We start from the raw sequence: 25267 nt of genomic DNA, 5'->3' as shown, positions 1-25267 counted from the left end.
CCGCGAGGCACCCCATGAGCCTACGCGCGACCCCGGGGGCACCAGCCGATCGCGCCGTGACCGTGACCACCCCCGCGGGGTCCGCCCAGGTCGGCCCGCCGGTCACCGCCGGTGGAACCCGAGCCCGGTTCGGCGCGTTGACCCTCGGCACGCACCAGAGAGGATCAGACATGAGCAGCGACCGGCCCGACCCGGCTGAGTTCCTCGAGATGGCCCAGCGGATGCTGCGCGGGCTGTTCGAGCAGTCCCGCGGCGACGACGACCCCTGGGCGCGGGCCACCGAGCGGGGCCCGTCCTCGTGGGAGCGCCGCCGTGAGCCCACCGCCGAGGAGCGGCGCGAGAACCTCTCGTTCGCGCTGGCCACCCGCGCCGTCGAGGCGCTCGAGGACCTCGCGCTGAACGTGGCGGCGATCCGCCAGCGGCTGGAGCGGTCGTCGGCCCCGGACGACCGGCCCGGCGGGGAGAGCGCGACGCGGGACGCCGACCCCGCGTGACCGCCGTCCGGCGCCGTCCTACCGGACGGTGCCGAGCTCGGCGGAGATGCGGGTGTCCTCGCCGTGGCCGGTGTGCACCACGGTGTCGCCGTGCAGGGTCAGCAGCTTGCTGCGGATCGACCGCACGATGGTCGGGTGGTCGCTGAAGCTGCGCCCCGTCGCGCCCGGCCCGCCGGAGAAGAGCGTGTCGCCGGTGAAGACGGCGGCCAGGTCGGGTGCGTGCAGGCAGGTGCTGCCCGGCGAGTGACCGGGGGTGTGCAGCGCGGTCAGCGACGTGCCGGCCACCCGGAACCGGGTGCCCTCGGCGAGGTCCTCGTCGGGGGTGGCGTCGGGGTGCACCATCTCCCACAGCATCCGGTCGGCGGGGTGGAACCAGATCGGCGCGCCGGTGGCCGCCCGCAGGTCGACCGCCGCCGTGACGTGGTCGTTGTGCCCGTGCGTGAGCACGATCGCGGTCACCCGCCGCCCGCCGACCGCCTCGACGATCGGCTCGACCCGGTGCGGCGCGTCGATCACGAGGACCTCGTCGTCGTCGCCGACCAGCCAGACGTTGTTGTCGACGTCGAAGTCCTGCCCGTCGAGGCTGAACACCCCGCTGACCACGGCCTTCTCGATGCGGGCGGTCATCAGAGCACCACCACGCTGCGCAGCACCTCGCCCTTGTGCATCTTCTCGAAGGCGGCCTCGACGTCGTCGAGGCCGATGGTCTCGGTGACGAAGTCGGCCAACGGGAAGCGGCCCTGCCGGTGCAGGTCGGCCAGCATCGGGAAGTCGCGGCTGGGCAGGCAGTCGCCGTACCAGGAGGACTTCAGCGCCCCGCCGCGGCCGAACAGCTCGATCATCGGCAGGGTCAGCTGCATGTCCGGCGTCGGGACCCCGACGAGGACGACGCGGCCGGCGAGATCGCGGGCGTAGAAGGCCTGCTCGAACACCTCCGGACGGCCGACGGCGTCGATGGCGACGTCGACGCCGAACCCGCCGGTGTACCCCTTGATCGCCTCGACGGCGTCGGTGGACCGCGAGTTGACGGTGTGGGTGGCGCCGAACTGCTTCGCCCACTCCAGCTTCCGGTCGTCGACGTCGACGGCGACGATCGTCGTCGCCCCGGCCAGCCTCGCCCCGGCGATGGCGGCGTCGCCGACGCCGCCGCAGCCGAAGACGGCGACGGACTCGCCGCGCTGCACGCCGCCGGTGTTGATCGCGGCGCCGACGCCGGCCATCACGCCGCAGCCGAGCAGCCCCGCGGCGGTGGCGGGGGTCCCGGGGTCGACCTTCGTGCACTGCCCGGAGTGGACCAGCGTCTTCTCCACGAACGCGCCGATGCCCAGCGCCGGCGACAGCGCGGTGCCGTCGGTCAGGGTCATCTTCTGCGCCGCGTTGTGCGTGTCGAAGCAGTAGTGCAACTGGCCCTTGAGGCAGGCGCGGCACTGCCCGCACACCGCGCGCCAGTTCAGGACCACGAAGTCGCCGACCGCGACGTTGGTGACGCCCTCGCCGACGGCCGCCACGGTCCCGGCGGCCTCGTGGCCGAGCAGGAACGGGTACTCGTCGTTGATGCCGCCCTCGCGGTAGTGCAGGTCGGTGTGGCACACCCCGCAGGCCTGCACGTCGACCACCGCCTCCCCGGGGCCGGGATCGGGCACGACGACCGTCTCGACGCTCACCGGAGCACCCTTGCTGCGGGCGACCACGCCCCTCACCTCGTAGGCCATGCGCTGACCCTACGGGCGCCGCCGTCGGCCCCGCTCCCGCTGGTCAGGACCTGCTCGACGCGCGGGTTCCGGGACACCGACGTAGCGTTCTCGACTGGTCAGGACCCGTGCGGGGCCGGCCGTGCCGACCGAGCGGAGGTCACCGTGGCGCTACCCGGCTTCCTGCGGCGAGAGCGCATCGTCGCCCGACCCGGCTTCAACCGCTGGCTCATCCCGCCGGCGGCGCTGGCGGTGCACCTGTGCATCGGCCAGGCGTACGCCACCAGCGTCTACAAGACCGCCCTGGTCGAGGACTTCCAGACCACGCAGACCGCGATCGGGATCGTCTTCTCGATCGCCATCGTGATGCTGGGCCTGTCGGCCGCGCTGTTCGGGACGTGGGTGGACCGCAACGGCCCGCGGGCGGCGATGTTCACCGCGGCCTGCCTCTGGGTCACCGGCTTCCTCGTGGGCGGGCTGGGCATCGAGACCCGCCAACTGTGGCTGCTCTACCTGGGCTACGGCGTCATCGGCGGCATCGGCCTGGGCATCGGCTACATCTCGCCGGTCTCCACGCTGATCAAGTGGTTCCCCGACCGCCCGGGCCTGGCCACCGGCATGGCGATCATGGGCTTCGGCGGTGGCGCGCTCGTCGCCTCGCCGCTGTCCCGGCAGCTGATGAGCTGGTACGACCCCTCCTACGACCCCAGCACGCAGGGCTCGGTGCCCAACGGGGGCGCGGTGGCGGCGCTGTTCTTCACCTTCGCTGCGGTCTACCTGGTCTTCATGATGTTCGGCGCCTTCCTGGTGCGGGTGCCCGCCGAGGGCTGGAAGCCGGACGGTTTCGACCCGTCGACGATCAAGCAGAAGGCGCTGGTCACCACCGAGAGCGTGTCGGCGAGGAACGCGGTCAAGACGCCGCAGTTCTGGCTGCTGTGGACGGTGCTGTTCTGCAACGTCACCGCGGGCATCGGGATCCTCGAGCAGGCCGCCCCGATGATCCAGGACTTCTTCCGCACCGGCGACACCTCGACGGTCGCCGCGACCGCCGCGGCCGGCTTCGTCGGCGTCCTGTCGCTGTTCAACATGGCCGGCCGGTTCGTGTGGTCCTCGACGTCGGACTACATCGGCCGCAAGCCGATCTACATGGTCTACCTCGGCGTCGGCCTGGTGCTCTACGTCGCGCTGGCCACCATCGGCAGCAGCGCCACCTGGGTGTTCGTGCTGCTCGCCGCGGTGATCATCTCGTTCTACGGCGGCGGTTTCGCCACCATCCCGGCGTACCTGCGCGACCTGTTCGGCACCTACCAGGTGGGCGCCATCCACGGCCGGCTGCTCACCGCGTGGTCGGCCGCCGGCGTCGCCGGGCCGCTCATCGTCAACAGCGTCCTCGACACCCAGGGCGAGCCGGGCAGCCTGGTCGCCGCCAACTACCGGCCGGCGCTGTTCATCATGGTCGGCCTGCTCGCCATCGGGTTCGTCGCCAACCTGCTGGTGCGCCCGGTGGCCAGCAAGTGGCACGAGCCCCGGCACGCCGACAGCCCCGCCACTGCCTCGACCCGTGAACGGAGCACCGTCCGATGAGCACGTCGATCTCGAGCGAGCAGTCCGCCGGCGACCAGCGGCCGGTGCACACCCCGGTCGGGCTGATCGCGTTCGCGTGGACGCTGGTCGGGGTCCCGCTCGCCTACGGCCTGTTCCAGACGGTGAAGACCGCGCTCACGCTCTTCACCGGCTGAGGCCCTCCGTGCACTTCCGCGGAAGTGCACGGGATCAGGACCGGCGCAGGGGCGGCAGCGGCAGGTGCGCCGAGAGGTCGGCGCGGTTGCCGCTGGCGCTGACCGCGCCGCTGTCCACGGCGTCGGCCCAGGTCGTCTCCCCCGTGGCCAGCCGCAGCCAGGTCGCCGCGTCGGTCTCGACGACGTTGGGCGGCGTCCCGCGGGTGTGCCGGGGTCCGGGCACGAGCTGGACGGCGACGTGCGGCGGCACCCGCAGCTCGACCGACCGGCCCGGCACCTGCTGGGCCAGCCAGCGCGCGCTGGTCTTCACCGCCGCGCCGAGCACCGGCCGGGCCGGCTGGTCGGCCTCGCCGGCCAGCCACGGGCGAACGGCGTCGACGGCGGCGCGCAACTCGTCGGCGGGGATCGGCTGCCGGCCGGGCATCAGCTCGTGGGGACGGTGCCCGCCGGCACGGTGCCCACGGTGGCCTCGGGCGTGCCGAACAGCGCGGGCAGGGTCGCCGTCCAGGCGGCGCGCAGCTCGGCCAGCGGCAGCTCGGCGACGCCGTGGACGGTGAGCGCGTCCCCGCCGGTGGTGCCGAGCTCGGTCACGGTCACCCCGGCCCACTCGGCGGTGGCGCGCACCGCCTCGGGGTCGGTCGTGGTGACGACGGCCCGGGCGCCGGACTCGCTGAACAGGGCGGTGAACGGGTCGTCGCCGAGCGCCAGTCGGGCGCCCACGCCGTACCGCAGCGCCGACTCGGCCAGCGCCTGCGCCAGGCCGCCGTCGGCGAGGTCGTGCGCGGAGCCGACCAGGCCCTCCCGGCCCAGCGCCCCGAGCACCTCGCCCAGCGTCCGCTCGGCCTCGAGGTCGACCGCGGGCGGGCGGCCGCCGAGGTGGCCGTGGGCCACGGACGCCCAGGCCGACCCGCCGAACTCCGGCCGGGTCCGGCCCAGCAGCAGCACGGTCTCGCCGTCGGCCCGCCAGCCGGTGGGCACGCGGTGGCGGACGTCGTCGTGCACGCCGAGCACCCCGATGACCGGCGTCGGGTCGATGGCGACGTCGCCGGTCTGGTTGTAGAGGCTGACGTTGCCGCCGGTGACCGGCAGGCCCAGGTCGCGGCAGGCGTCGGCGAGGCCGCGCACGGCCTCGGCGAACTGCCACATGACCTCGGGCTCCTCCGGGGAGCCGAAGTTCAGGCAGTTGGTGACCGCCAGCGGGCGGGCGCCGGTGACGGCGACGTTGCGGTATGCCTCGGCGAGGTTGAGCTGCGCGCCGGTGTAGGGGTCGAGGCGGGCGAAGCGGGCGTTGCCGTCGAGGCTCAGCGCGATGCCGCGGTGGGTGTCCTCGTCGATCCGGACGACGCCGGCGTCGTCGGGCTGGGCCAGCACGGTGTTGCCGCGCACGTAGCGGTCGTACTGCTCGGTGACCCACGTCTTGTCCGCGCCGTCGGGACGGGCGACGAGCGCCAGCCAGTGCGCGGCCAGCTCCTCCGGCGTGGCCGGCCGGGGCAGCGCGGCGGGGTCGTCGGCGTGCAGGTCGTCGAGGTCGGCGGGGCGCCGCATCGGCCGCTCGTAGACCGGGCCCTCGTGGGCGACGGTGCGCGGCGGGACGTCGACGATGCGCTCGCCGTGCCAGTCGACGGTGAGCCGATCGCCGTCGGTGACCTCACCGATGACGGTGGCGAGCACGTCCCACCGCTCGCAGACGGCGAGGAAGTCGGCGACCTTCGCCGGCTCGACGATCGCGCACATGCGCTCCTGCGACTCGCTCATCAGGATCTCGGCCGGCGTCAGGGTGCTGTCGCGCAGCGGGACGCGGTCGAGGTCGACGTGCATGCCGCCGGTGCCGGCGCTGGCCAGCTCCGACGTCGCGCAGGACAGTCCGGCGCCGCCGAGGTCCTGGATCCCGGTGACCAGGTCGGCCGCGAAGATCTCCAGGCACGCCTCGATGAGCAGCTTCTCGGTGAACGGGTCGCCGACCTGCACGCTCGGGCGCTTGGCGGGGCCCTCCTCGTCGAAGGTCTCGCTGGCCAGCACGCTGACGCCGCCGATGCCGTCACCGCCGGTGCGGGCGCCGAACAGGACGACCTTGTTGCCGACGCCCTCGGCCTTGGCCAGCCGCACGTCCTCGTGCCGCATGACGCCGACGCACAGGGCGTTGACCAGGGGGTTGCCGGCGTAGCAGTCGTCGAAGAGCAGCTCGCCGCCGATGTTGGGCAGCCCGAGACAGTTGCCGTAGCCGCCGACGCCGGCGACGACGCCGGGCAGCACGCGGGCGGTGTCGGGCGCGTCGGCCGGACCGAACCGCAGCGAGTCCATCACCGCCACCGGCCGCGCGCCCATGGTGAGGATGTCGCGGACGATCCCGCCGACGCCGGTGGCCGCACCCTGGTAGGGCTCGACGTAGCTGGGGTGGTTGTGGCTCTCGACCTTGAAGGTGACCGCGTAACCGTCGCCGACGTCGACCACGCCGGCGTTCTCGCCGATGCCGACGAGCAGGTGCTCGCCGCGGGGCAGGTCGCCGAAGCGGCGCAGGTGCACCTTCGAGCTCTTGTAGGAGCAGTGCTCGCTCCACATGACCGAGTACATGGCCAGCTCGGCGGTGGTGGGGCGGCGGCCGAGGATGTCCCGGATGCGGGCGTACTCGTCGCTCTTCAGCCCCAGCTCGGCGTAGGGCTGCTCGAGGTCGGGCGAGCTCTGCGCGAGCGCGACGGTGTCGAGCCGGTGCGACAGCGGCCCGGGGCCGGTGTCGAGGTCGGAGAGCCCCGCGGTGGCCGACTCGGTCATGCGCCGACGACCGCCTTCAGGACGCTGGTGAAGAAGCCGAGCCCGTCGGTCGACGGCCCGGTGAGCTCCTCGACGGCGTGCTCGGGGTGGGGCATCAGCCCGACCACCCGGCCGTCGTCGCTGGTGACACCGGCGATGTCGCGCAGGCTGCCGTTGGGGTTGCCGCCGACGTAGCGCACCGCGACCCGGCCCTCGCCCTCCAGTCGCTCGAGGTCGGCCGGGGCGGCGACGTAGCGGCCCTCACCGTTCTTGACCGGCACCACGATCTCCTGGCCGGACGCGTAGTCCGAGGTCCACGCGGTGTCGGCCCGCTCGATGCGCAGCCGCTGGTCCCGGTTGCGGAAGTGCAGGTGGCTGTTGCGGGTGAGCGCGCCCGGCAACAGGCCCGCCTCGCACAGCACCTGGAAGCCGTTGCAGATGCCGAGCACCGGGAGGCCGCTCCTCGCGGCCTGCACGACGTCCTGCACCAGCGGCGACCGGGCGGCGATCGCGCCGGCGCGCAGGTAGTCGCCGTAGGAGAACCCGCCGGGGAGGACGACGGCGTCGACGTCCCTCAGGTCGTGGTCGGCGTGCCAGAGGGAGACGGGCTCGGCTCCGGCGAGGCGCACCGCGCGGGCGGCGTCGACGTCGTCCAGGGAGCCCGGGAAGGTGATGACACCGATGCGCACGGGGGTCCTCGTCAGTCGGTGGGCAGGTGCAGCTCGACGTCCTCGATGACCGGGTTGGCCAGCAGCGTCTCGGCGATCTGCTCGAGCTCGGCCCGGTCGGGCGTGCCCTCGACGTCGAGGACGAAGTGCTTGCCCTGGCGGACGCCGGTCACCCGGGTGTGCCCCAGCCGGCCCAGTGCGCCGAGCACCGCCTGGCCCTGGGGGTCGGAGATCTCCGGCTTGAGGACGACGTCGACGACCACCTGCGGCACGGCTCCCGAGCGTACCGGGACGCCCAGTGGCCCCCGAGATCGGCGGTCTCGTGGCGATGAGCGGGCGATGGCCACGAGAGCGCCGATCTCGTCAGCGCAGGGCCCGGCGGATCTCCGCGATGACCTCGTCGGGCCGGCCGAGGACGTCGGCGGAGGTGAAGCGCAGGACCGTCCACCCAGCGGCGACCAGACGGTTCTGCCGACGCAGGTCGCCGACGAAGACGTCCCGCTCACGGTGGACGTCGCCGTCGAACTCGACGATCACCCGCCGGTCGGGCCACGCCAGGTCCGCGCGGCCGAGCTGTCGCCCGGCGTCGTCGCGGACGACGTGCTGCAGGACCGGGTCGGGCAGACCGGCGGCGTGCACCAGCCACCGCAGCACCGACTCCATCGGGGACTCCGCGCGCGGGTCGGCGACCGGCAGGACGGCGCGGGCGCGGGCCGACCCACGTCCGGTCGGCCGTCGGTCCAGCTGGCGCTCGAGGTCGGCCCGCGACACCCGACGGTCGAGGAACTGGTCGGTCACGGCGAGCAGGGCCGGCGGCTGCAGGACCCCGGCGAGGTCGCGCCACGTCCGCTCCGGCGTGGTGACCGGCATCGAGCCACACCGGGTGACGTCCTCGGCCGGGAGCGGCGTGCGGTGCACCCGGCGGTCACGGCGGCTCCCGGACCGGGAGTCCATCGGGACCGTCACGTCGACCCGCCGGTCCGAGCGGTCCTGCAGCGGGATCTCGACGTCCCAGAGGACCGCGGCGGTCGCATGGCTGGCCACGGCGCCGGGCGGCGCGGTCAGCAGGACGGCGGCGAGGCGGGAGCGCACCTCCCCGGACAGCGCACGCGGCAGGTACGTGTCACGGGAGAGGCGCTCGACGTCGGCATGTCGCAGCTGCCAGTCGCGGACGCCGGCGTCGAGCGCCTGAGCCCGGGTCGCGGGACCGGTGAGACGGGATCGGACACGACGGGTCGGCACCCGCGCACTCTGTCGCGAACGGCACGCGTCCTGCTCCCGTCGTCCACAGGCCCTCCGCGAGATCGGCGATCTCGTGGCGATCAGTGACTGATGGCCACGAGACCGCCGATCTCGCGGAGACAGAAGCGGGTCAGGAGTCGACGACGAGGCGCCACACCGCGTCGGGGTCCTCCCAGTGGGCGTTGTGCCCGGCGCCCTCGAGCAGCACCGCGTCGGGGTCGACCCGCCGCATCGCGGGCAGCCCCACCATCGGGTCGGCCGAGCCGGCCGCCAGGCGCAGCGGCGCCTCCGCGCGGGACAGGACCTCCTCCACCGACGGGCCGACGGCGCCGAACGCCCGCGGGTCCAGCGCCGGGGTGAAGCCGCCGGCGGTCTCCCGGACGCCCGCGGCGGCCACCTCGGACGAGGGGTCGACGAGCCCGGTCAGCCCGGCCAGCCGCAGGTGCCGTTCGGCGGCCTCGGCGGCGGTGGGGAACACCTGTGGCGGGCGGGCGGCCAGCGCACGGGCCCGCGCGACCTCGTCGTCGGTCCAGTCGATCTTGACGCCGACCGCCACCACCCGCGCCACGTCGACGCCGTACCAGCCACCGGCGAGCACCGCGCCGACCACCCCGCCGAACGAGTGCCCGAGCACCGTCACCCGCGTGGCACCGGACTCGGCCGCGAGCGACGCCACGTCCGCGGCGTGCACCGCGTACCCGTAGGGCGGCTCGGCGAGGGACGCCCCGTGCCCGCGCAGGTCGGGCACCGCCCAGGAGCCCGGCCAGGAGCGCTCGACCAGCGGCAGCAGCCGGTTCCAGACGGCGCCGGTCGCACCGAGCCCGTGGAGCAGGAGCAGCAGGTCCCCGCCGGACCCGCCGGTGCGGGCGGACAGACCGGTACGCGTCGACGGCACGTCAGCGGAAGGTAGTGCCCGTCAGCTGCTCGTAGGCGGCGACGTACCGCTCGCGCGTGGCGGCCACGACGTCGTCGGGCAGCTCGGGCGGCGGCGAGACGCGGTCCCAGCCCGAGGCGGTCAGCCAGTCGCGGACGTACTGCTTGTCGAACGAGGGCTGCGCCGCGCCCGGGGACCACGACGCCGCGGGCCAGAAGCGGGACGAGTCGGGCGTGAGCACCTCGTCGCCGAGCACCAGCCCCCCGTCGGCGGACAGCCCGAACTCGACCTTGGTGTCGGCCAGCAGGATGCCCGCGCCGGCGGCGATCTCGGCCCCGCGCCGGTACAGCGCCAGCGTCAGCTCGCGCAGCTCCGCGGCCCGGGCCGCGCCCACCAGCGACTCGACGCGCGCGAAGTCGATCGCCTCGTCGTGCGCGCCGGCGGCGGCCTTCGTCGACGGCGTGAACACCGGCTCGGGCAGTCGCGACCCCTCGACCAGCCCCGCAGGCAGCGGCACGTCGCGGATCGAGCCCGTGCGCGAGTACTCCGCCGTCCCCGAGCCCGACAGGTAGCCGCGGGCGACGCACTCCACCGGCAGCATCTCCAGCCGCCGCACCAGCATCGCCCGGCCGGCCACGGCGGCGGGCACGTCGGACGCCGACAGCAGGTGGTGGGTGGCGCCGGACGAGGAGAGCACCGGTGTCAGCTGCTCGAACCACCACACCGACAGCGCGGTGAGCACCCGCCCCTTGTCGGGGATCGGCGTGGGCAGCACGTGGTCGTAGGCCGAGATCCGGTCGGAGGCGACCAGCAGCAGCCGGTCGTCCCCGGCGTCGTAGACCTCGCGCACCTTGCCCCGCGCGACGAGGGGCAGCCCGAGGCTCACGTCAGCCGGGCCAGCCGGTCGAACAGCGGGCCGAGGTTGCGCACGTAGCCCTCGGGCCGGCAGACGTCGTCCAGCCGTGCCTCGTCGAGCGCCACACCGGAGGCGGCCGCGCGGTCCCGCAGCGTCGACCGGAAGGGGGTCCCGGTGTTCCACGTCTCCATCGCCGCGCCCTGGACGAGCGCGTACGCGTCCTCCCGTGAGGACCCGGACTCGACCAGCTCCAGCAGGACGGCGGAGGTGTAGATCAGCCCGCCGGTGAGGTCGAGGTTGGCCCGCATCCGGTCGACGTCGACCACCAGGTTCTCCACCAGGCCGGTGGTGAGGTGCAGCAGGTAGTCGGTGGTGATGGCGGCGTCGGGCAGGAAGACCCGCTCGGTGGAGGAGTGCGAGATGTCGCGCTCGTGCCACAGCGGGATGCCCTCCATCACCGGCACGACGGCGGCGCGCACCACCCGCGCGAGCCCGGCGATCCGCTCGGAGCGGATGGGGTTCTTCTTGTGCGGCATCGCGCTGGAGCCCTTCTGGCCCGAGCCGAACGCCTCCGACAGCTCCCGCACCTCGGTGCGCTGCCCGTGCCGGACCTCCAGGGCGATCGCCTCGCACACCGTCGCGATCACCGCCAGCGCGGCCACCCACTCGCTGATCGAGTCGCGGAGGACCACCTGGGTGGAGGCGTCGGCCGGCCGCAGGTCCAGCGCCTCGGCGACCACCACCTCCACCGAGGGGTCGATCAGCGAGTAGGTGCCGACGGCGCCGGAGATGGCGACGACGCCCACGCGCTCACGGGCCGCGCGCAGCCGGTCGCGGGACCGGGCCATGGCGAAGGCCAGGTCGGCCACCCGGTGCCCCCACACCACCGGCTCGGCGTGCACGCCGTGCGTGCGCCCGACGCGGAGGGTGTCGCGGTGCGCCAGCCCGTGGTCGCGCAGCGCGGCCACCAACCGGTCGGCCTTGGTCAGCAGCACGTCGGTGGCCTCCGTGAGCTGCACGGCCAGCGCGGTGTCGAGCAGGTCCGACGACGTCATGCCGTGGTGCACGTACGCCGCGGCGGACCGGGGCTCGGTGTTGTCGGCCCACGCGGTGAGGAAGGCGATGACGTCGTGCTGCGTCGTCTCCTCGATCTCCGCCACGCGCTGCGGCGTGGGTGGTGGCGCGGCGCGCACCGGCTCGACGACGTCGGCCGGCACCCGTCCCGCGGCCGCGTGCGCCTCGAGCACCAGCGTCTCGACCCGGCACCAGAGCTCGTACTTGTGCTCGTCGCTCCAGACCCGGCCCATCTCGGGGAGCGTGTAGCGGTCGATCACGCGGGTACCGCCCGCACCCGGTCAGCTCGTCGAGGCACGGGGCCATCCTCTCGCAGGGCTAGCGTGATCGAGAACGGCGGCCCACTCCCGCGGAAGGACCCCCATGCTGCGACGGGCCAACCACCTGGTCGCCCGGGCGCGCGAGCGCATCCGGGCCGCGAGCGAGCGCGATCCGTACGCGTGGCCGGAGCGCGACGACGACCGCGCGATCCTCGTCCACGACGCCGGGACCGACGCCGGGAACGGCGCCGGGAACGGCGCCGTCCCCGACGGCCTCCCCGCCAACGGCGACCCGCCCCTGGGCAGCCCCGAGCCGGGGGCGCCCGACCTCGACGGCCCGCTCGCGCCCGGCGGGGTCAGCGGGCCACCCGACGGCGGCCGCGCGCACCGGCGCTCCGAGCGCGGCCGCCGGCTGCTCGGCCCCGGCCGGGAGGCGCCCAGCGGCGACGCGTCGGTGCCCAGCGGCCTGCGGACGGCGGCCGCGTGGTCGTGGCGGCTGATCGCCGTCCTGGCCGGCCTCTACGTGCTGCTGTACGCGGCCTCCCACGTCGCCGTGGTCCTCGTCCCGGTGATGGTCGGGCTGCTGCTGGCGGCCCTGTTCCAGCCCGGTGCGGCTGCTCTGATCCGGCACGGCTGGCCCCGATCCCTGGCTGCCACCGTGATGCTCCTGGTCGGGCTGTCGGTGGTGGCCGGGATCATCACGATGGTCGTCCAGCAGGTGACCGCCGGCTTCACCGACCTCGCCGACCAGGTCACCGAGGGGCTCGACCAGATCCGCGACTTCGTCGTCGAGACCTTCCCGGTCAGCCAGCGGCAGATCGACGAGGCGCTCACCCAGGTGCAGGACTTCTTCACCGCCAACCAGGAGACGCTCGCCAGCGGCGCGCTCACCACGGCCGCCACGGTCGGTGAGGTGTTCACCGGGATCGTCCTGACGCTGTTCACGCTGTTCTTCTTCCTCAAGGACGGCCGGTCCATCTGGCTGTGGCTGGTCGGTCTGTTCCCCCGCGACTCGCGCGCGTACATCGACGAGGCCGCCCGCCGCTCCTGGCGCACGCTGATCTCCTACGTCCGCGCCACCGTCGTCGTCGCGGCCTTCGACGCCGTCGGCATCGGCATCGGCCTGGCGATCCTGGGCGTCCCGCTGGTGGTCCCGCTGGCCGCGCTGGTCTTCCTCGGGGCGTTCATCCCGCTCATCGGGTCGTTCCTGGCCGGCACGATCGCGGTGCTCGTGGCGCTGGTCTCCGTCGGCCTGGTGAAGGCCCTGATCGCCCTGGCGATCGTCATCCTGGTCATGCAGATCGAGGCGCACCTGCTACAGCCGCTGCTGCTGGGCAGGGCCGTGCACGTGCACCCGCTGGCCGTCGTGCTGGCGATCGCGGCCGGAGTGCTCCTCGCGGGCATCTTCGGCGCGCTGATCGCGGTCCCGGTGGTGGCCTGCGCCAACGTGGCCGGCACCTACCTGTCCCGGCGGCACGAGGGCCCGCGGCCGCCCGAGCCGCGCCCCGAGCGCGCCCGCCCGGCGGTGGGGGTCCGGGGCTGACGGTCGGCGCCAGGATCAGGTGACCTGATCGTCGGGGGGGGGGGGCCCCCCGCGGGGGGGGGGGGGGGGGCCCCCCCCCGCCACGATCAGGTCACCTGATCATCGCGCGGGCAGGCGCCGTCAGTCGTCGAGGTCGTCGAGGTCGTCGGTGCCGCCGCGCGCCAGCCAGGTCGCCAGCCGCTCGATCGGCACCTCGAAGTCCGGGTGCTGGTCCACGAAGGCCTGCAGCTGGTCGGCCAGCCAGGCGAGGGTCACCTGCTCCCCGCCCCGCCGGTCGGCCAGCTCCTCCAGGCCCCTGTCGGTGAAGTACACGTCGTGGAGTACCCGGTCAGTCGGCGAACGCCTGGGCGACGAGCTCCTTCTGCTCGACCTCGTGCACCTTGGCCGAGCCGACGGCGGGGCTGGCCGAGGCGCGGCGGCTGACCCGGCGCAGGGTCCGGCCGCCGAGGTGCTCGGGCAGGTTGAGCGCCATGAACGACCAGGCGCCCATGTTCGCCGGCTCCTCCTGCACCCAGACCAGGTCGGTCGCGTTCGGGTAGCGGTCGAGGGCCTGCCGGACCTGCTCGCCGGGCAGCGGGTACAGCTGCTCCACGCGGACGACGGCGGTGTCGGCGCGGCCCTCGGCCTCGCGCTGCGCCAGGAGGTCGTAGGCGACCTTGCCGCTGCACAGCAGCACCCGGCGCACCGCGGCGTCGTCGAGCGGCTCGCCCCCGACGCCCGGGTCGCCGAGCACCGGGCGGAAGCCCTCGTCGGTGAAGTCCGCGACGGGGCTGACCGCCGCCTTGGCCCGCAGCAGCGACTTCGGCGTGAACACGACCAGCGGCCGGTGCACGTCGGAGAGCGCCTGGCGGCGGAGCAGGTGGAAGTAGTTGCCCGGCGTCGTGCAGTTGGCGACGGTGATGTTGTTCTCCGCCGACACCTGCAGGAAGCGCTCGATGCGGCCGCTGGAGTGGTCGGGGCCCTGGCCCTCGAGGCCGTGCGGCAGCAGCAGCACCACGCCCGAGCGCTGGCCCCACTTGGCCTCGCCGGAGCTGATGTACTCGTCGATGACCATCTGCGCGCCGTTGATGAAGTCGCCGAACTGCGCCTCCCAGAGCACCAGCGCCCTCGGGTTGGCCACCGAGTAGCCGTACTCGAATCCCAGCGCGGCGTACTCGGACAGCAGCGAGTCGTAGACGAAGAACTTCGCCTGGTCCTCGGCCAGGTGGGCCAGCGGGGTGTACTCGGCGGCGGTCTCCCGGTCGATGAGGACCGCGTGCCGTTGCACGAACGTGCCCCGGCGGGAGTCCTGACCGGCCAGCCGCACCGGGATGCCCTGCATCAGCAGCGACCCGTAGGCGAGCAGCTCGCCCATCGCCCAGTCGATGCCGCCCTCGCTCACCATCGCCGCGCGCCGCTCGAGCATCCGCTTGAGCTTGGGGTGCACGGTGAACTCGGCGGGCAGGGACACGTGCGCGTCGCCGATCGCCTTCATCACCTCGAGGGTGATGGCGGTGGCCACCGCCGTCCCCTGCTCGTCGGGCTGGTCCATGACCGGCTGCGGCTTGGGGGTCTCGCTCGCGTCGTGCGTCTCGGCGAAGGCCCGCTCCAGCTGGTCGCGGTAGTCCTTCAGGGCCTCCTCGGCCTCGGCGAGGGTGATGTCGCCGCGGCCGATGAGCGCCTCGGTGTAGAGCTTCCGGACCGAGCGCTTGCGGTCGATGATCTCGTACATCAGCGGCTGGGTCATGGACGGGTCGTCGCCCTCGTTGTGCCCGCGGCGGCGGTAGCAGACGAGGTCGATGACGACGTCCTTCTTGAACGCCTGCCGGTACTCGACGGCGAGCCGGGCCATGCGGACGCACGCCTCGGGGTCGTCGCCGTTGACGTGGAAGACCGGCGCGTTGACCATCCGCGCGACGTCGGTGGAGTACAGGCTCGAGCGCGACGCCGCCGGGCTGGTGGTGAAGCCGACCTGGTTGTTGATGACGACGTGCACGGTGCCGCCGGTGCGGTAGCCGCGCAGCTGCGACAGGTTCAGCGTCTCCTGGACCACGCCCTGGCCGGCGAACGCGGCGTCGCCGTGCAGCAGCACCGGCAGGACGGTGAAGCCCTGCTCGCCCTTGTCGATCATGTCCTGCTTGGCGCGGACGACGCCCTCGAGGACGGGGTTGACCGTCTCCAGGTGCGAGGGGTTGCTGGCCAGCGAGACGGCGATCTCCGCACCGGGCGTGAACGGGTTCTCGAAGGTCCCCTCGGCGCCGAGGTGGTACTTGACGTCGCCGGAGCCCTGGACGGTGCCGGGGTCGATGTTGCCCTCGAACTCGCCGAAGATCTTGGCGTAGCTCTTGCCGAGCACGTTGGCCAGCACGTTGAGCCGGCCGCGGTGGGCCATGCCGATCGCGACCTCGTCGAGGCCGTGGTCGGTGCCGGCGATGAGCACCTCGTCGAGCAGCGGGATGACCGACTCGCCGCCCTCGAGGCTGAACCGCTTCTGGCCGACGTACTTGGTCTGCAGGAAGGTCTCGAAGGCCTCAGCGGCGTTGAGCCGGCCGAGGATGTGCTTCTGCTTCTCCCGGTCGGGCTGCTCGTGCTTGACCTCGATGCGCTGCTGGAGCCACTCGCGCTCCTCGGGGTCGGTGATGTGCATGTACTCCACGCCGACGGTGCGGCAGTAGGAGTTGCGCAGCACGCCGAGGATGTCGCGCAGCGGCATCACCTTCTCGCCGGCGAAGCCGCCGACGGGGAAGGTCCGGTCGAGGTCCCACAGCGTCAGACCGTGCTGGAGGATGTCGAGGTCGGGGTGGCTGCGGACCTTGAACTCGAGCGGGTCGGTGTCGGCCATGAGGTGGCCGTTGCGCCGGTAGGACTCGATGACCTCGATGACCCGGGCTTCCTTGTCGATCTGCCCCTCGCGGCTGACCCGCACGTCGGGCATCCAGCGCACCGGCTCGTAGGGGATGCGCAGCGACCGGAAGACCTCGTCGTAGAAGCCGTCCTCGCCCAGCAGCAGCTGGTGCAGGCGGCGCAGGAAGTCGCCGGACTCGGCGCCCTGGATGATCCGGTGGTCGTAGGTCGAGGTCAGCGTGATGATCTTCGAGACACCGAGCTCGGTCAGCGCCTCGGGGCTCATCCCCTGGAACTCGGCCGGGTACTCCATGGCGCCGACGCCGATGATCGCGCCCTGGCCGGCGGTCAGCCGCGGCACCGAGTGGACGGTGCCGATCGTGCCCGGGTTGGTCAGGCTGATCGTGGTGCCCGAGAAGTCCTCGAGGGTCAGCTTGCCGGCGCGGGCCCGGCGGATGACGTCCTCGTAGGCGCCCCAGAACTGGGCGAAGTCCATCTCCTCGGCGGCCTTGATCGAGGCGACGACCAGCGAGCGGGAGCCGTCGGCCTTGGGCAGGTCGATGGCCAGGCCGAAGTTGACGTGCTCGGGCTGCACGAGGGTCGGCTTGCCGTCGACCTCGGCGAAGGCGGCGTTCATGTTCGGGAAGTCGTCCAGCGCCCGGACCAGCGCGTAGCCGATCAGGTGGGTGAAGGAGACCTTGCCGCCGCGCGAGCGCTTGAGGTGGTTGTTGACGACGATGCGGTTGTCGGCCAGCAGCTTGGCCGGCACCGCGCGCACGCTCGTCGCCGTGGGCACGGTGAGCGAGGCGTTCATGTTCTTGACGACGCTGGCGGCGGCGCCGCGCAGCGGCGTCCGCTTCGGCCCGTCGCCGGCAGGGGCCTTCGCCGGCTGCGGCGCGGCCGCGGCCGGGGCGGCCTTCGCCTTCTGCTCGGCACGGTCGGCGGCGCGGTCGACGACGGTGTCCTCGGTGCGCTCCGGCACCGGGGTCGACCGGGTGGCGGCCGGTGCCGGGGCGGGCGCTGCCGGGGCGGCCGCCGCGGGGGCGGAGGCGGCGGCGTCGGCGGCGGCCGGGCGCGCGGCGGGCTCGGCGCCGTTGCCCGCGGCCGGCGCGGCGGCCGGGGCCGGCGTCGGCGACGGGTTCGTGGGCGCGGTCGCCACGGCCTCGGCCGGGGCGGGCGCCTGCTCACGGTCGTCGCTGGCCGCGACCGGGCTGCCCGGCCGGTAGTCGGCGAAGAACTCGTGCCACGCCTGGTCCACGCTGGACGGGTCGGCGAGGAACTGCTGGTACATCTCCTCGACCAGCCACTCGTTGGTGCCGAAGCCCGCCACCGCCGAGGAGGTACCGGTGGAGGACGGCCGGGATGAGTTGTCGCGTGACACGGGGTCGAGTGCCTTCTTCGTCGTCGGTGGACGTCTCTGGACCGGGCGTTGACTCTACGCCGGTCGCTCCCGCCCGACCTGCCGTCCGGCTCGCGCGCCGGGCCTGCCCGGGGGATCCTCGCGCGCGGGCTCAGCTGCGGGCGCCGGCGGCCACGAGCAGGTCGACGAGCGCGTCGCGGGCACCGGCCTGACCTGCGTCGTCGCGTCGGTGGCGGGCCGCGGCGACCCGGCCGATGTCGAGGGCGCTCGCGCCGTCGGAGGTGGTCGCGTCGACGTCGGCCCCGGCGGCCAGCAGGAGGCGCACGACCTCGGGCGCGTCGCCGCCCGGTCCGGCGGCCACGGCCTCGTGCAGCGGCGTGCGGCCGGTGTCGGGGTCGCGGCGGTCGACGCGGGCGCCGGCGTCGAGCAGCACGCGCACCAGGTCGGGCCGGCGCACCGCCGCGGCCGCGGCCAGCGCCCCGCCGTCGGGGTCGGCCCCGCGCTCGAGCAGCAGCCGCAGGGTGCCGGCCGCCCCACCGGCCGCGGCCACGGTGAGCAGGTCCAGCCCGGTGCCCGGGTCGGTGAGCGGCGCGCCACCGTCGAGCTCGCCGGCCAGCCGGCCGACGTCGTCGAGGTAGGCGGCGGCGGGGGCGTCGACCGGGGCGCCGAGCTCGTCGAGGACCGGCACCAGCCCGGAGGCGTGCTCGACGGCGACGTGCAGCGGCGTGCGGCCGGACTCGGTGCGCGCCCCGAGGTCGGCGCCGGCCGCGGCGAGCTCGCGGACGACGTCCTCGCGGCCGGCGGCCACGGCCAGGTGCAGCGGCGTCCAGCCGCTCTCGCCGGCCTGCTCCACGGTCCCGGCGAGCAGCCGCGGCGCGTCGGTGACGGCGGCGCGCACGGCCTCGACGTCGCCGGTCTGCACCAGGCGTGCGAGTCGCTGCACCGTCATGCGGGTGGTCATGCAGGGGTCCTTCGTCCTCGGTGTGGGGTGCGCGCCGGCCGGGGCTCAGACGACGTCGCGGCGGACGGCCAGCAGGGTGCCCAGCAGCGCCGCGACCAGGCCGTAGCCGAGCAGCAGCAGGCCGCCCTGCCACGGGTCGAGCAGCTCGGGCGCCTGGAAGTCCGACGTGACGGCCTGCACCGCGCCGCCGGGCAACCACTTGTAGGCGCCCTGGATCGCGCCGATCGAGGAGATGATCGGCTCGACGACGTAGAGGTACACCAGCGAGCCGACGATGGCGCCGACCTGGTTGCGCAGCAGCGCGCCCACGCCGACGCCGATCACGGCGAACACGACCAGCACCAGGCCCGCGGTGCCCAGCGTGCGCAGGTTGTCCCCGTCCAGCGACGGCGCCGCCCCGCGCGCGCCGGCGTAGAGCAGCACGACGACGACGTCGACGGCGAGCACCAGCAGCGCGACCGGCACCGCCGCGGCGGCGTAGGCCAGCAGCTTGGCGGCGACGACGCGGCCGCGGCGCGGGGTGGTGAGGAAGGTCGGCGTCGCCGTCCGGTGCCGGTACTCCTGGGTCATCCCGATGATCCCGAGGATGAGCAGGAAGACGCTGGCGTTGGCCGCGACGGAGAACACGACCTCCTCGTACTGCGGCGTGCCCACCGACGGCAGGCCCGGCTGGCCGTTCTGCTCCACGCCGGCCAGGCCGGTGAACAGCGCGGCGAACCCGCCGGCCATCACGCACGCGCCGATGACCAGGCCGATCCAGACGCGGGTGGTGACCAGCTTGGTCCACTCGGCGCGGACGAGCGCGCTCATCGGGCCGCTCCCTCGGTCGTGTACTGCGCGGGCCCGGCGGGGGAGCCGGCCGCGAACTGCTCCTGGCCGGCGGTGAGCCGGAAGTAGAGGTCCTCGAGGCCGGTGGTCTCGGCGCGCAGCTCGTGCAGCTCCACCTGCGCGGCGAAGGCCCGCGCGCCGACCTCGGCCGGGGTCGCGCCCTCCACGGTGACCAGGCCGTCGTCGCTGCGGGTGGCCGCGAGCCCCGCGGTGGCGAGCACCCCGGCCAGCCGGTCGGCCTCCGGGCTGCGCGCGAGCACGGTGCCGGCGCCCTGGGCGCCCGAGCGCAGCTCGGCGATCGAGCCCTGCCGCACCAGCCGGCCGGCGCCGACGATGACGACGCGGTCGGCGGTCTGCTCCATCTCGGCGAGCAGGTGGCTCGACACCAGGACGGTGCGGCCCTCGTCGTGGGCGAGGTGCCGCAGGAAGCCGCGGAGCCAGAGGATCCCCTCGGGGTCCAGGCCGTTGGCCGGCTCGTCGAGCACCAGGACGGGCGGGTCGCCGAGCAGCGCGGTGGCCAGCGCGAGTCGCTGCCGCATGCCCAGCGAGTAGCCGCCGGCCCGGCGCCGTCCCGCCGTCGCGAGCCCCACCCGCTCGAGGACCTCGTCGGCGCGGCCGACCGGGATCCCGGCGGCGCGGCAGTACACGCGCAGGTGGTCGCGGCCGGAGCGGGCCGGGTGGAAGGCGGTCTCGAGGACCGCGCCCACCGTGCGCACCGGCTCGCGCAGCGCCGCGTAGGGGACGCCGTCGAAGGTGGCGGTGCCGGTGTCGGGGGTGATCAGGCCGAGGACCATCCGCAGCGTCGTCGTCTTGCCCGCGCCGTTGGGGCCGAGGAAGCCGGTGACCGAGCCGGGCTCCACGGTGAACCCGAGGTCGGAGACGGCGCGCACCGTGCCGAAGGTCTTGGTCAGGCCGGACACCTCGATCCGCACGGGTCGGGGTCCTGCGGTGGTGCCGCTGGCCATCGGTCCTCCTCGTCGCGCCCTGCCGCCGTCCGCACCCCCGTGCCCCGTCATCCAAGCGCACCGCCCGCCGCCGACCGAGGCCTGCGGCCCACGGCGTGCCGCCCGACGCCCGCCGGCCACCCGTCGTCCACCCGCCGTTCGCCGCGCGCGTGACCACGGGCACACGCGCCCGCCGTCCGGTCACTACAGTGCGCTGCCGTGAGCGGCTGTCGGGCGGGAACGGTCTCCGGCGCCCCCGCCGGCCGGACGACGGGCTGAGCCGGGGCAGGTCGCCGTGCACCTCGCCGGACCCGACCCCGAGCCGATCCCGCCCGATCCCGACGTCCGGGAGGCGCTGGAGCGGCTGCTGCTCGGTGGCCCGCGCCGGCTGACCCGGCTCGAGGTCGCCGCGGCGGCCGGCATGCCCCCCGAGCGAACCCAGCGGTTGTGGCGGGCGCTGGGCTTCCCCGACGTCGCCGACGACGACCCCGCCTTCACCCTCGCCGACGTCGGGGCCCTGGCCACGGTGTCGGAGCTGATCGACTCCGGCTTCGTCGACCCCGGCAGCGAGGCGTCCATCGCCCGCGCCACCGGCCAGGCGCTGTCCCGGCTGGCCGACTGGCAGACCGACCTGCTCGCCGACGCGCTCGTCCGCCGGGCCCGGGAGCAGGCCCCCGGGACGCCGGTCGACGTCGTGGCCACCGCCGAGGCGCTGATCCCGCTGCTGAGCCGCACGCAGGACTACGTGTGGCGGCGGCACCTCGCGGCGAACGTCGACCGGGCGCTGTCCTCCGAGACGCCGGGGGACCGGCGCGAGCTGGCCGTGGGCTTCGCCGACCTGGTCGGCTACACGTCCCGCTCGCGCGGCATGGGCGGCCGCGAGCTCGGCGCGATGGTCGAGGCCTTCGAGGCGACGGCGACCGAGGTGATCGCCCGCTCGCGCGGCCGGGTGGTCAAGACCGTCGGCGACGGGGTCCTCTTCACCGCCGCCTCCGCCGTCGACGCCGTCGAGATCGGGCTGCGGCTGCCCACCGCCTGGGACGCCGGGGACCGCCCGCCGCTGCGCGTGGGCGCCGCCTACGGGGCGGTGCTCACCCGCCTGGGCGACGTCTACTCGCCGGTGGTCAACCTCGCCAGCCGGCTCACGTCGATCGCCCCGGCCGGGGCGTTGCTGGTCGACCGGGTGCTCGCCGGGCACGTGCGCGGCCTGCCGCAGTACCGGGTGCGGCCCATGGAGCCGGTGGCGGTGCGCGGCTACGAGTCGGTGCAGCCCTGGCGGGTCAGCCGGCAGGCGGCGGGGGAGCCCGGCGCGGCCCCGTGCGACGGGAACCCGCACGACGGCTGACCCCGCCCGCGCTACCGTGGGCGCGTGCTGTGACTCCCGGAACCGGCAGCGCCGCTGCCGACGGCGTCCTCGATCCGACCGTCCTCCCGGGAGCACCCCATGAGCGCCACCCTCGTCGCGCGCGGCCTGGCCGCCGGCCACGGCGCGCGCGTCCTGTTCTCCGGCCTCGACCTGGTCGTCGCCCCCGGCGACGTCGTCGGGCTGGTCGGCGTCAACGGCGCCGGCAAGTCCACGCTGCTGCGCACGCTGGCCGGTGAGCTGCCGGCCGAGTCCGGCGCGGTCACCCTCAGCCCGCCCACGGCGACCGTCGGGCACCTGCCGCAGGAGCGGGACCGCCGCGAGGGCGAGACGGTGACCGCCGCGCTCGCCCGCCGCACCGGTGTCGCCGCCGCCCAGGCCGCACTGGACGCCGCCACCGCCGACCTCGCCGACGGCCGTCCCGGCGCCGACGACGCCTACGGCGAGGCACTCGAGCGCTGGCTGGCCCTGGGCGGCGCCGACCTCGACGAGCGCCTCGAGCAGGTGCTGGCCGAGGTGGCGCCCGGTGTCGCGCCCGACGCTCCGATGCCCGGGCTCTCCGGCGGGCAGGCGGCCCGGGTCGGGCTGGCCGCGCTGCTGCTGTCCCGCTACGACCTGCTGCTGCTCGACGAGCCCACCAACGACCTGGACCTGGCCGGGCTCGACCAGCTCGAGCGGTTCGTCGGCGGCAACCGCGCCGGCATCGTGGTGGTCAGCCACGACCGCGAGTTCCTCGCCCGCACCGTCACCCGGGTGGTCGAGCTCGACCTGGCCCAGCAGCTGGTGCGGGTGCACGACGGCGGCTACGAGAGCTACCTCGTCGAGCGCGAGGTCGCCCGCCGGCACGCGCGCGAGGAGTACGAGGAGTACGCCGAGACGAAGGCCGAACTCGAGGCGCGGGCGCGCATGCAGCGCAACTGGCTGGCCAAGGGCGTGCGGGACGCGGTCAAGAAGCAGAAGGACCCCGACAAGTTCATCAAGGCCCACAACCGGGCGACGGCCGAGAAGCAGGGGGCCAAGGCCAAGCAGACCGAGCGGCGGATCGAGCGGCTGGAGGTCGTCGAGGAGCCCCGCAAGGAGTGGGAGCTGCGGATGAGCATCGCCGCGGCACCGCGCGCCGGGGCCGTCGTCGCCACGCTGCGCGACGCCGTCGTCCGCCGGGGGTACTTCACCCTCGGGCCGGTGGGTCTGCAGGTCGACTGGGGCGACCGGGTGGCGATCACCGGACCCAACGGCTCGGGCAAGACGACCCTGCTGGGCGCGCTGCTGGGCCGGGTGCCGCTCGCGTCGGGCAGCGCCTCGCTCGGGCCGGCGGTGCGGCTGGGCGAGGTCGACCAGGCGCGCGGGCTCTTCGTCGGCGAGCGGCTGCTGCTGGAGGCCTTCGGCGCCGAGGTGCCCGACTGGCCCACCGCCGACGTGCGCACCCTGCTGGCGAAGTTCGGCCTCACCGCCGAGCACGTGACCCGCCCGGCCACCACGCTGTCGCCGGGGGAGCGCACCCGTGCCGCGCTGGCCCTGCTGCAGGCGCGCGGGGTCAACGTGCTGGTGCTCGACGAGCCGACCAACCACCTGGACCTGCCGGCCATCGAGCAGCTGGAGTCGGCGCTGGCCGCCTACCCCGGCACCCTGCTGCTGGTCACCCACGACCGCCGCATGCTCGAGGCGGTGGCCGTGACCCGGCGGTTCGCCGTCGACGCCGGCCGGGTCACGGAGGTCTGAGTCGACTCAGCTCAGGTCCTGGCCGAGCGCCTCGTCGAGGCCGACGGTGGCCATGCCGGCCCAGGTCTCGTCGACGTGGTGGGCGAGCACCATCAGGTCGCGCAGGTTCCCCTCGCGGTCGCGGACGTGGTCGCGCAGCAGCGCCTCGCCGGTGAACCCCAGGTCGGTGAACAGCGCGAGGGCCGCGCCCTGCTCGGCGACCACCTCCACGACCAGCTTGGCCAACCCGTCGCCGACCGCCGTCACCAGCGCCTGCCGGGCCAGCCGCCGGCCCAGGCCGGAGCCGCGCCGGGTGGGGGAGACGACCAGCCGCACCTCGCCGACGTGCGCCGACCAGCCCGGTAGCGGACGCACGGCGACGTAGCCCGCGACCTCGTCCCCGTCGACGGCGACGAAGCGCCGACCGCCGCCGGAGCCGCCCGCCCACGACCGGACGACGGCGGGGTCGGTGACCTCCTCCTCGATGAAGGTCAGGTCGCCCTCGGGCAGGTCCCGGAAGAAGCGCAGCAGCGCGTCGGCGTGCTCGGGGCGCAGGTCGACGACGTCCACGCTCATCCCTCCTGCCCGGCCGCCCGGGCGGGCGCGCTCTCCTCGCTGCGCGTGCGCAGGAAGCCGATGATCTCCGGCACCGTGGTCTTCGCCGCCGTCCGGCCGACCACCAGGCCCATGTGGCCGGCGGCCAGCCGCAGCTCGTGCTTGTCCTCGGAGCCGACCAGGTCGATCAGCGGCGCGGTGGCCGCCGGCGGGACGATGTGGTCCCGGTCGGCGCGGACGGTGAGGAACGGCAGCCGGATGTCGGACAGGTGCACCCGGTCGCCGCCCACCGTCAGCCGGTCGGTGACCATGCCGTTGTCCCGCACGAGCATCTGCACCGTCTCCCGCGCGGCCGCGCCGGGGAAGGGGATGTGGTCGTCGGACCAGCCGGTCATCGCCTGGTAGGCCGACACGTACTCGTCGCTCCAGAGCCGCTCCCACAGGGTCACGTAGCGGGTGACCTCGGCGGTGGGGGTGAGGGTCTTGAAGCCCTGGACGACGACCCGCGGCGGCACGTTGCCGTTCTCGTCGACGACGTCGTCGACCTCCAGCCCGCCGCGGAAGACGTCGGCCATCGGGCCCATCTCGGTGAAGTCGACCGGGGTGGCGAGCACCGTCAGGCTGCGCACCGGGGCGTCGGGGTGGTGGCCAGCGTAGAGCAGCGAGAGGTCGCCGCCGAAGCAGTAGCCGAAGAGGTTGACCTCGTCGGCGCCGGAGATCTCGAGCACCCGGTCGACCGCGGCGGGGACGTAGTCGTCGACGTAGTCCTCGAGCCGGTTCTGGGCGTCGCGCTCGTCGGGCTCGCCCCAGTCGACCATGTACACGTCGAAGCCGGCGTCGAGCAACTGCTCGATGAACGAGTTGCCCGGCGTGAGGTCGAGGATGTAGCTGCGGCTGACCAGGCTGAAGACGATCAGCAGCGGCGGCGAGTACCGCACCCGGTCGCTGCGGTAGTGCCACAGCTGGGTGCGGCCGCGCTCCCAGACGACGTCCTTGGGCGTGAGCCCGACGCCGGGGCGGTCGACGCCGGCGACGAGCTTGATGCCGTTACGTGCGCGGAGGGCGTTGCGCTCGACGTCGCGCCGGACGCGGTCGAGGACCGCCTGCGGACTCGGCACCGTGGGCATCGGGTCCCTCCTTGATCGGGTCGGGGATCGCGGCGGTGGCCCGCCGTTGGGTCTCGAGCTGAACGGTCAGGCGCCGGACCTCGCGGTCGAGGGCGCCGATCTGGGCCCGCAGCCGGGCGAGGTCGCTGCCGGCGGGCAGGTTGACCAGGTGCCAGGCGCGGGCGGAGAGGCCACGCGCGGAGTCCCGGGCCAGGTTCTGCGCCCGCCGCAGCAGGGTCACGCCGGTGGCGAAGCCGGGGGTGCGCACGAGGCTCTCCGCGTGCGGGGTCACCCGGCGCTCGGCGGCGTCGAACGCCTGCCGCCACAGGGGCGGCCCCGGCTGGCCGCCCGTGGTCCCGGCTGGTGTCATGGCCGGCCTCCTCTCGTCCGCGGGTGCCCTACCCGCCCGCCGGGTGGCCTACCACACCCCCGGCTACCGT

General features: G+C 74.5%; 24 protein-coding genes. 6 read left to right on the top strand and 18 right to left on the bottom strand.

All coding sequences use genetic code 11. The features are described from left to right. Nucleotides 1–170 precede the first annotated feature (170 nt). Entirely contained in the window at nucleotides 171–494 is a 324-nt protein-coding gene (locus ACI78U_RS02960; protein WP_456873798.1) for a hypothetical protein, read from the top strand. Between the two features lie 18 nt (nucleotides 495–512). Here the strand turns inward: ACI78U_RS02960 and ACI78U_RS02955 are convergent, their stop codons facing one another. Beyond that, nucleotides 513–1121, bottom strand: a complete 609-nt coding sequence (locus tag ACI78U_RS02955) for an MBL fold metallo-hydrolase (protein WP_456873797.1) — start codon at nucleotides 1119–1121, stop codon at nucleotides 513–515. After that, nucleotides 1121–2206 carry an S-(hydroxymethyl)mycothiol dehydrogenase gene (locus tag ACI78U_RS02950; protein ID WP_456873796.1) on the bottom strand — a complete coding sequence of 362 codons (1086 nt, stop codon included), beginning with the start codon at nucleotides 2204–2206 and terminating at the stop codon, nucleotides 1121–1123. The genes ACI78U_RS02955 and ACI78U_RS02950 overlap by 1 nt, the downstream gene beginning before the upstream one ends. 144 nt (nucleotides 2207–2350) lie before the next feature. Here ACI78U_RS02950 and ACI78U_RS02945 point away from each other — a divergent pair, with 144 nt between their 5' ends. Together ACI78U_RS02945 and ACI78U_RS02940 are read left to right on the top strand one after the other, a co-directional pair. After that, nucleotides 2351–3769 carry an L-lactate MFS transporter gene (locus tag ACI78U_RS02945; protein WP_456873795.1) on the top strand — a complete coding sequence of 473 codons (1419 nt, stop codon included), beginning with the start codon at nucleotides 2351–2353 and terminating at the stop codon, nucleotides 3767–3769. Further along, nucleotides 3766–3924 carry an MFS transporter small subunit gene (locus ACI78U_RS02940; RefSeq protein WP_456873794.1) on the top strand — a complete coding sequence of 53 codons (159 nt, stop codon included), beginning with the start codon at nucleotides 3766–3768 and terminating at the stop codon, nucleotides 3922–3924. The genes ACI78U_RS02945 and ACI78U_RS02940 overlap by 4 nt, the downstream gene beginning before the upstream one ends. A 34-nt stretch (nucleotides 3925–3958) precedes the next feature. Here the strand turns inward: ACI78U_RS02940 and ACI78U_RS02935 are convergent, their stop codons facing one another. The 8 genes from ACI78U_RS02935 to purB all read right to left on the bottom strand — a co-directional run bounded on the left by ACI78U_RS02935 (nucleotide 3959) and on the right by purB (nucleotide 11646). Beyond that, nucleotides 3959–4348, bottom strand: a complete 390-nt coding sequence (locus ACI78U_RS02935) for a sterol carrier family protein (RefSeq protein WP_456873793.1) — start codon at nucleotides 4346–4348, stop codon at nucleotides 3959–3961. Continuing rightward, nucleotides 4348–6693 (bottom strand): phosphoribosylformylglycinamidine synthase subunit PurL, encoded by a 2346-nt coding sequence (gene purL, locus ACI78U_RS02930; RefSeq protein WP_456873792.1) that lies wholly within the window; start codon nucleotides 6691–6693, stop codon nucleotides 4348–4350. The genes ACI78U_RS02935 and purL overlap by 1 nt, the downstream gene beginning before the upstream one ends. Next, nucleotides 6690–7361, bottom strand: a complete 672-nt coding sequence (gene purQ / locus ACI78U_RS02925; RefSeq protein ID WP_456873791.1) for a phosphoribosylformylglycinamidine synthase subunit PurQ — start codon at nucleotides 7359–7361, stop codon at nucleotides 6690–6692. The genes purL and purQ overlap by 4 nt, the downstream gene beginning before the upstream one ends. 11 nt (nucleotides 7362–7372) lie before the next feature. Beyond that, nucleotides 7373–7612: a phosphoribosylformylglycinamidine synthase subunit PurS gene (gene purS, locus ACI78U_RS02920; protein WP_456873790.1), complete on the bottom strand. Its 240-nt coding sequence runs from the start codon at nucleotides 7610–7612 to the stop codon at nucleotides 7373–7375. Nucleotides 7613–7703: 91 nt separating this feature from the next. Next, on the bottom strand, nucleotides 7704–8582 hold the full coding sequence (locus ACI78U_RS02915; protein ID WP_456873789.1) for a DUF559 domain-containing protein: 879 nt from the start codon (nucleotides 8580–8582) through the stop codon (nucleotides 7704–7706). Nucleotides 8583–8712: 130 nt separating this feature from the next. Next, nucleotides 8713–9477 carry an alpha/beta fold hydrolase gene (locus ACI78U_RS02910; RefSeq protein ID WP_456873788.1) on the bottom strand — a complete coding sequence of 255 codons (765 nt, stop codon included), beginning with the start codon at nucleotides 9475–9477 and terminating at the stop codon, nucleotides 8713–8715. A 1-nt stretch (nucleotide 9478) separates the two neighbouring features. Continuing rightward, complete coding sequence (locus ACI78U_RS02905) at nucleotides 9479–10342, bottom strand: phosphoribosylaminoimidazolesuccinocarboxamide synthase (protein ID WP_456873787.1); 864 nt, start codon at nucleotides 10340–10342, stop codon at nucleotides 9479–9481. Then, nucleotides 10339–11646 (bottom strand): adenylosuccinate lyase, encoded by a 1308-nt coding sequence (gene purB, locus ACI78U_RS02900; RefSeq protein ID WP_456873786.1) that lies wholly within the window; start codon nucleotides 11644–11646, stop codon nucleotides 10339–10341. Before purB ends, ACI78U_RS02905 begins: the two co-directional genes overlap by 4 nt. 103 nt (nucleotides 11647–11749) lie before the next feature. Between purB and ACI78U_RS02895 the strand changes: the two genes are divergently transcribed. Next, on the top strand, nucleotides 11750–13189 hold the full coding sequence (locus ACI78U_RS02895) for an AI-2E family transporter (protein ID WP_456873785.1): 1440 nt from the start codon (nucleotides 11750–11752) through the stop codon (nucleotides 13187–13189). Between the two features lie 120 nt (nucleotides 13190–13309). Here ACI78U_RS02895 and ACI78U_RS02890 read toward each other — a convergent pair whose 3' ends face one another. The 5 genes from ACI78U_RS02890 to ACI78U_RS02870 all read right to left on the bottom strand — a co-directional run bounded on the left by ACI78U_RS02890 (nucleotide 13310) and on the right by ACI78U_RS02870 (nucleotide 20126). Next, on the bottom strand, nucleotides 13310–13501 hold the full coding sequence (locus tag ACI78U_RS02890; protein WP_456873784.1) for a DUF6104 family protein: 192 nt from the start codon (nucleotides 13499–13501) through the stop codon (nucleotides 13310–13312). Nucleotides 13502–13517: 16 nt separating this feature from the next. Next, nucleotides 13518–17342, bottom strand: a complete 3825-nt coding sequence (locus ACI78U_RS02885; RefSeq protein ID WP_456873783.1) for a multifunctional oxoglutarate decarboxylase/oxoglutarate dehydrogenase thiamine pyrophosphate-binding subunit/dihydrolipoyllysine-residue succinyltransferase subunit — start codon at nucleotides 17340–17342, stop codon at nucleotides 13518–13520. A gap of 181 nt (nucleotides 17343–17523) precedes the next feature. Continuing rightward, the gene (locus ACI78U_RS02880) at nucleotides 17524–18333 is read right to left on the bottom strand and encodes an ankyrin repeat domain-containing protein (protein WP_456873782.1); all 810 of its coding nucleotides are present in this window, start codon (nucleotides 18331–18333) and stop codon (nucleotides 17524–17526) included. 45 nt (nucleotides 18334–18378) lie between these two features. Further along, nucleotides 18379–19143: an ABC transporter permease subunit gene (locus ACI78U_RS02875; RefSeq protein WP_456873781.1), complete on the bottom strand. Its 765-nt coding sequence runs from the start codon at nucleotides 19141–19143 to the stop codon at nucleotides 18379–18381. Next, nucleotides 19140–20126: an ABC transporter ATP-binding protein gene (locus tag ACI78U_RS02870; protein WP_456873780.1), complete on the bottom strand. Its 987-nt coding sequence runs from the start codon at nucleotides 20124–20126 to the stop codon at nucleotides 19140–19142. The genes ACI78U_RS02875 and ACI78U_RS02870 overlap by 4 nt, the downstream gene beginning before the upstream one ends. A gap of 274 nt (nucleotides 20127–20400) precedes the next feature. Here ACI78U_RS02870 and ACI78U_RS02865 point away from each other — a divergent pair, with 274 nt between their 5' ends. Then, nucleotides 20401–21450, top strand: a complete 1050-nt coding sequence (locus tag ACI78U_RS02865) for an adenylate/guanylate cyclase domain-containing protein (RefSeq protein ID WP_456873779.1) — start codon at nucleotides 20401–20403, stop codon at nucleotides 21448–21450. A gap of 99 nt (nucleotides 21451–21549) precedes the next feature. Next, entirely contained in the window at nucleotides 21550–23187 is a 1638-nt protein-coding gene (locus tag ACI78U_RS02860) for an ABC-F family ATP-binding cassette domain-containing protein (RefSeq protein ID WP_456873778.1), read from the top strand. A 6-nt stretch (nucleotides 23188–23193) separates the two neighbouring features. Here ACI78U_RS02860 and ACI78U_RS02855 read toward each other — a convergent pair whose 3' ends face one another. The 3 genes from ACI78U_RS02855 to ACI78U_RS02845 are packed head-to-tail and all read right to left on the bottom strand — an operon-like array spanning nucleotide 23194 to nucleotide 25197. Then, nucleotides 23194–23742 carry an N-acetyltransferase family protein gene (locus tag ACI78U_RS02855; protein WP_456873777.1) on the bottom strand — a complete coding sequence of 183 codons (549 nt, stop codon included), beginning with the start codon at nucleotides 23740–23742 and terminating at the stop codon, nucleotides 23194–23196. Further along, nucleotides 23739–24848 (bottom strand): alpha/beta fold hydrolase, encoded by a 1110-nt coding sequence (locus ACI78U_RS02850; protein WP_456873776.1) that lies wholly within the window; start codon nucleotides 24846–24848, stop codon nucleotides 23739–23741. Before ACI78U_RS02850 ends, ACI78U_RS02855 begins: the two co-directional genes overlap by 4 nt. Continuing rightward, the gene (locus ACI78U_RS02845; RefSeq protein ID WP_456873775.1) at nucleotides 24769–25197 is read right to left on the bottom strand and encodes a hypothetical protein; all 429 of its coding nucleotides are present in this window, start codon (nucleotides 25195–25197) and stop codon (nucleotides 24769–24771) included. Before ACI78U_RS02845 ends, ACI78U_RS02850 begins: the two co-directional genes overlap by 80 nt. Nucleotides 25198–25267 lie beyond the last annotated feature (70 nt).

Source organism: Geodermatophilus sp. SYSU D00710 (assembly GCF_054050195.1).
This window is presented reverse-complemented; position numbering and strand designations above follow the sequence as displayed.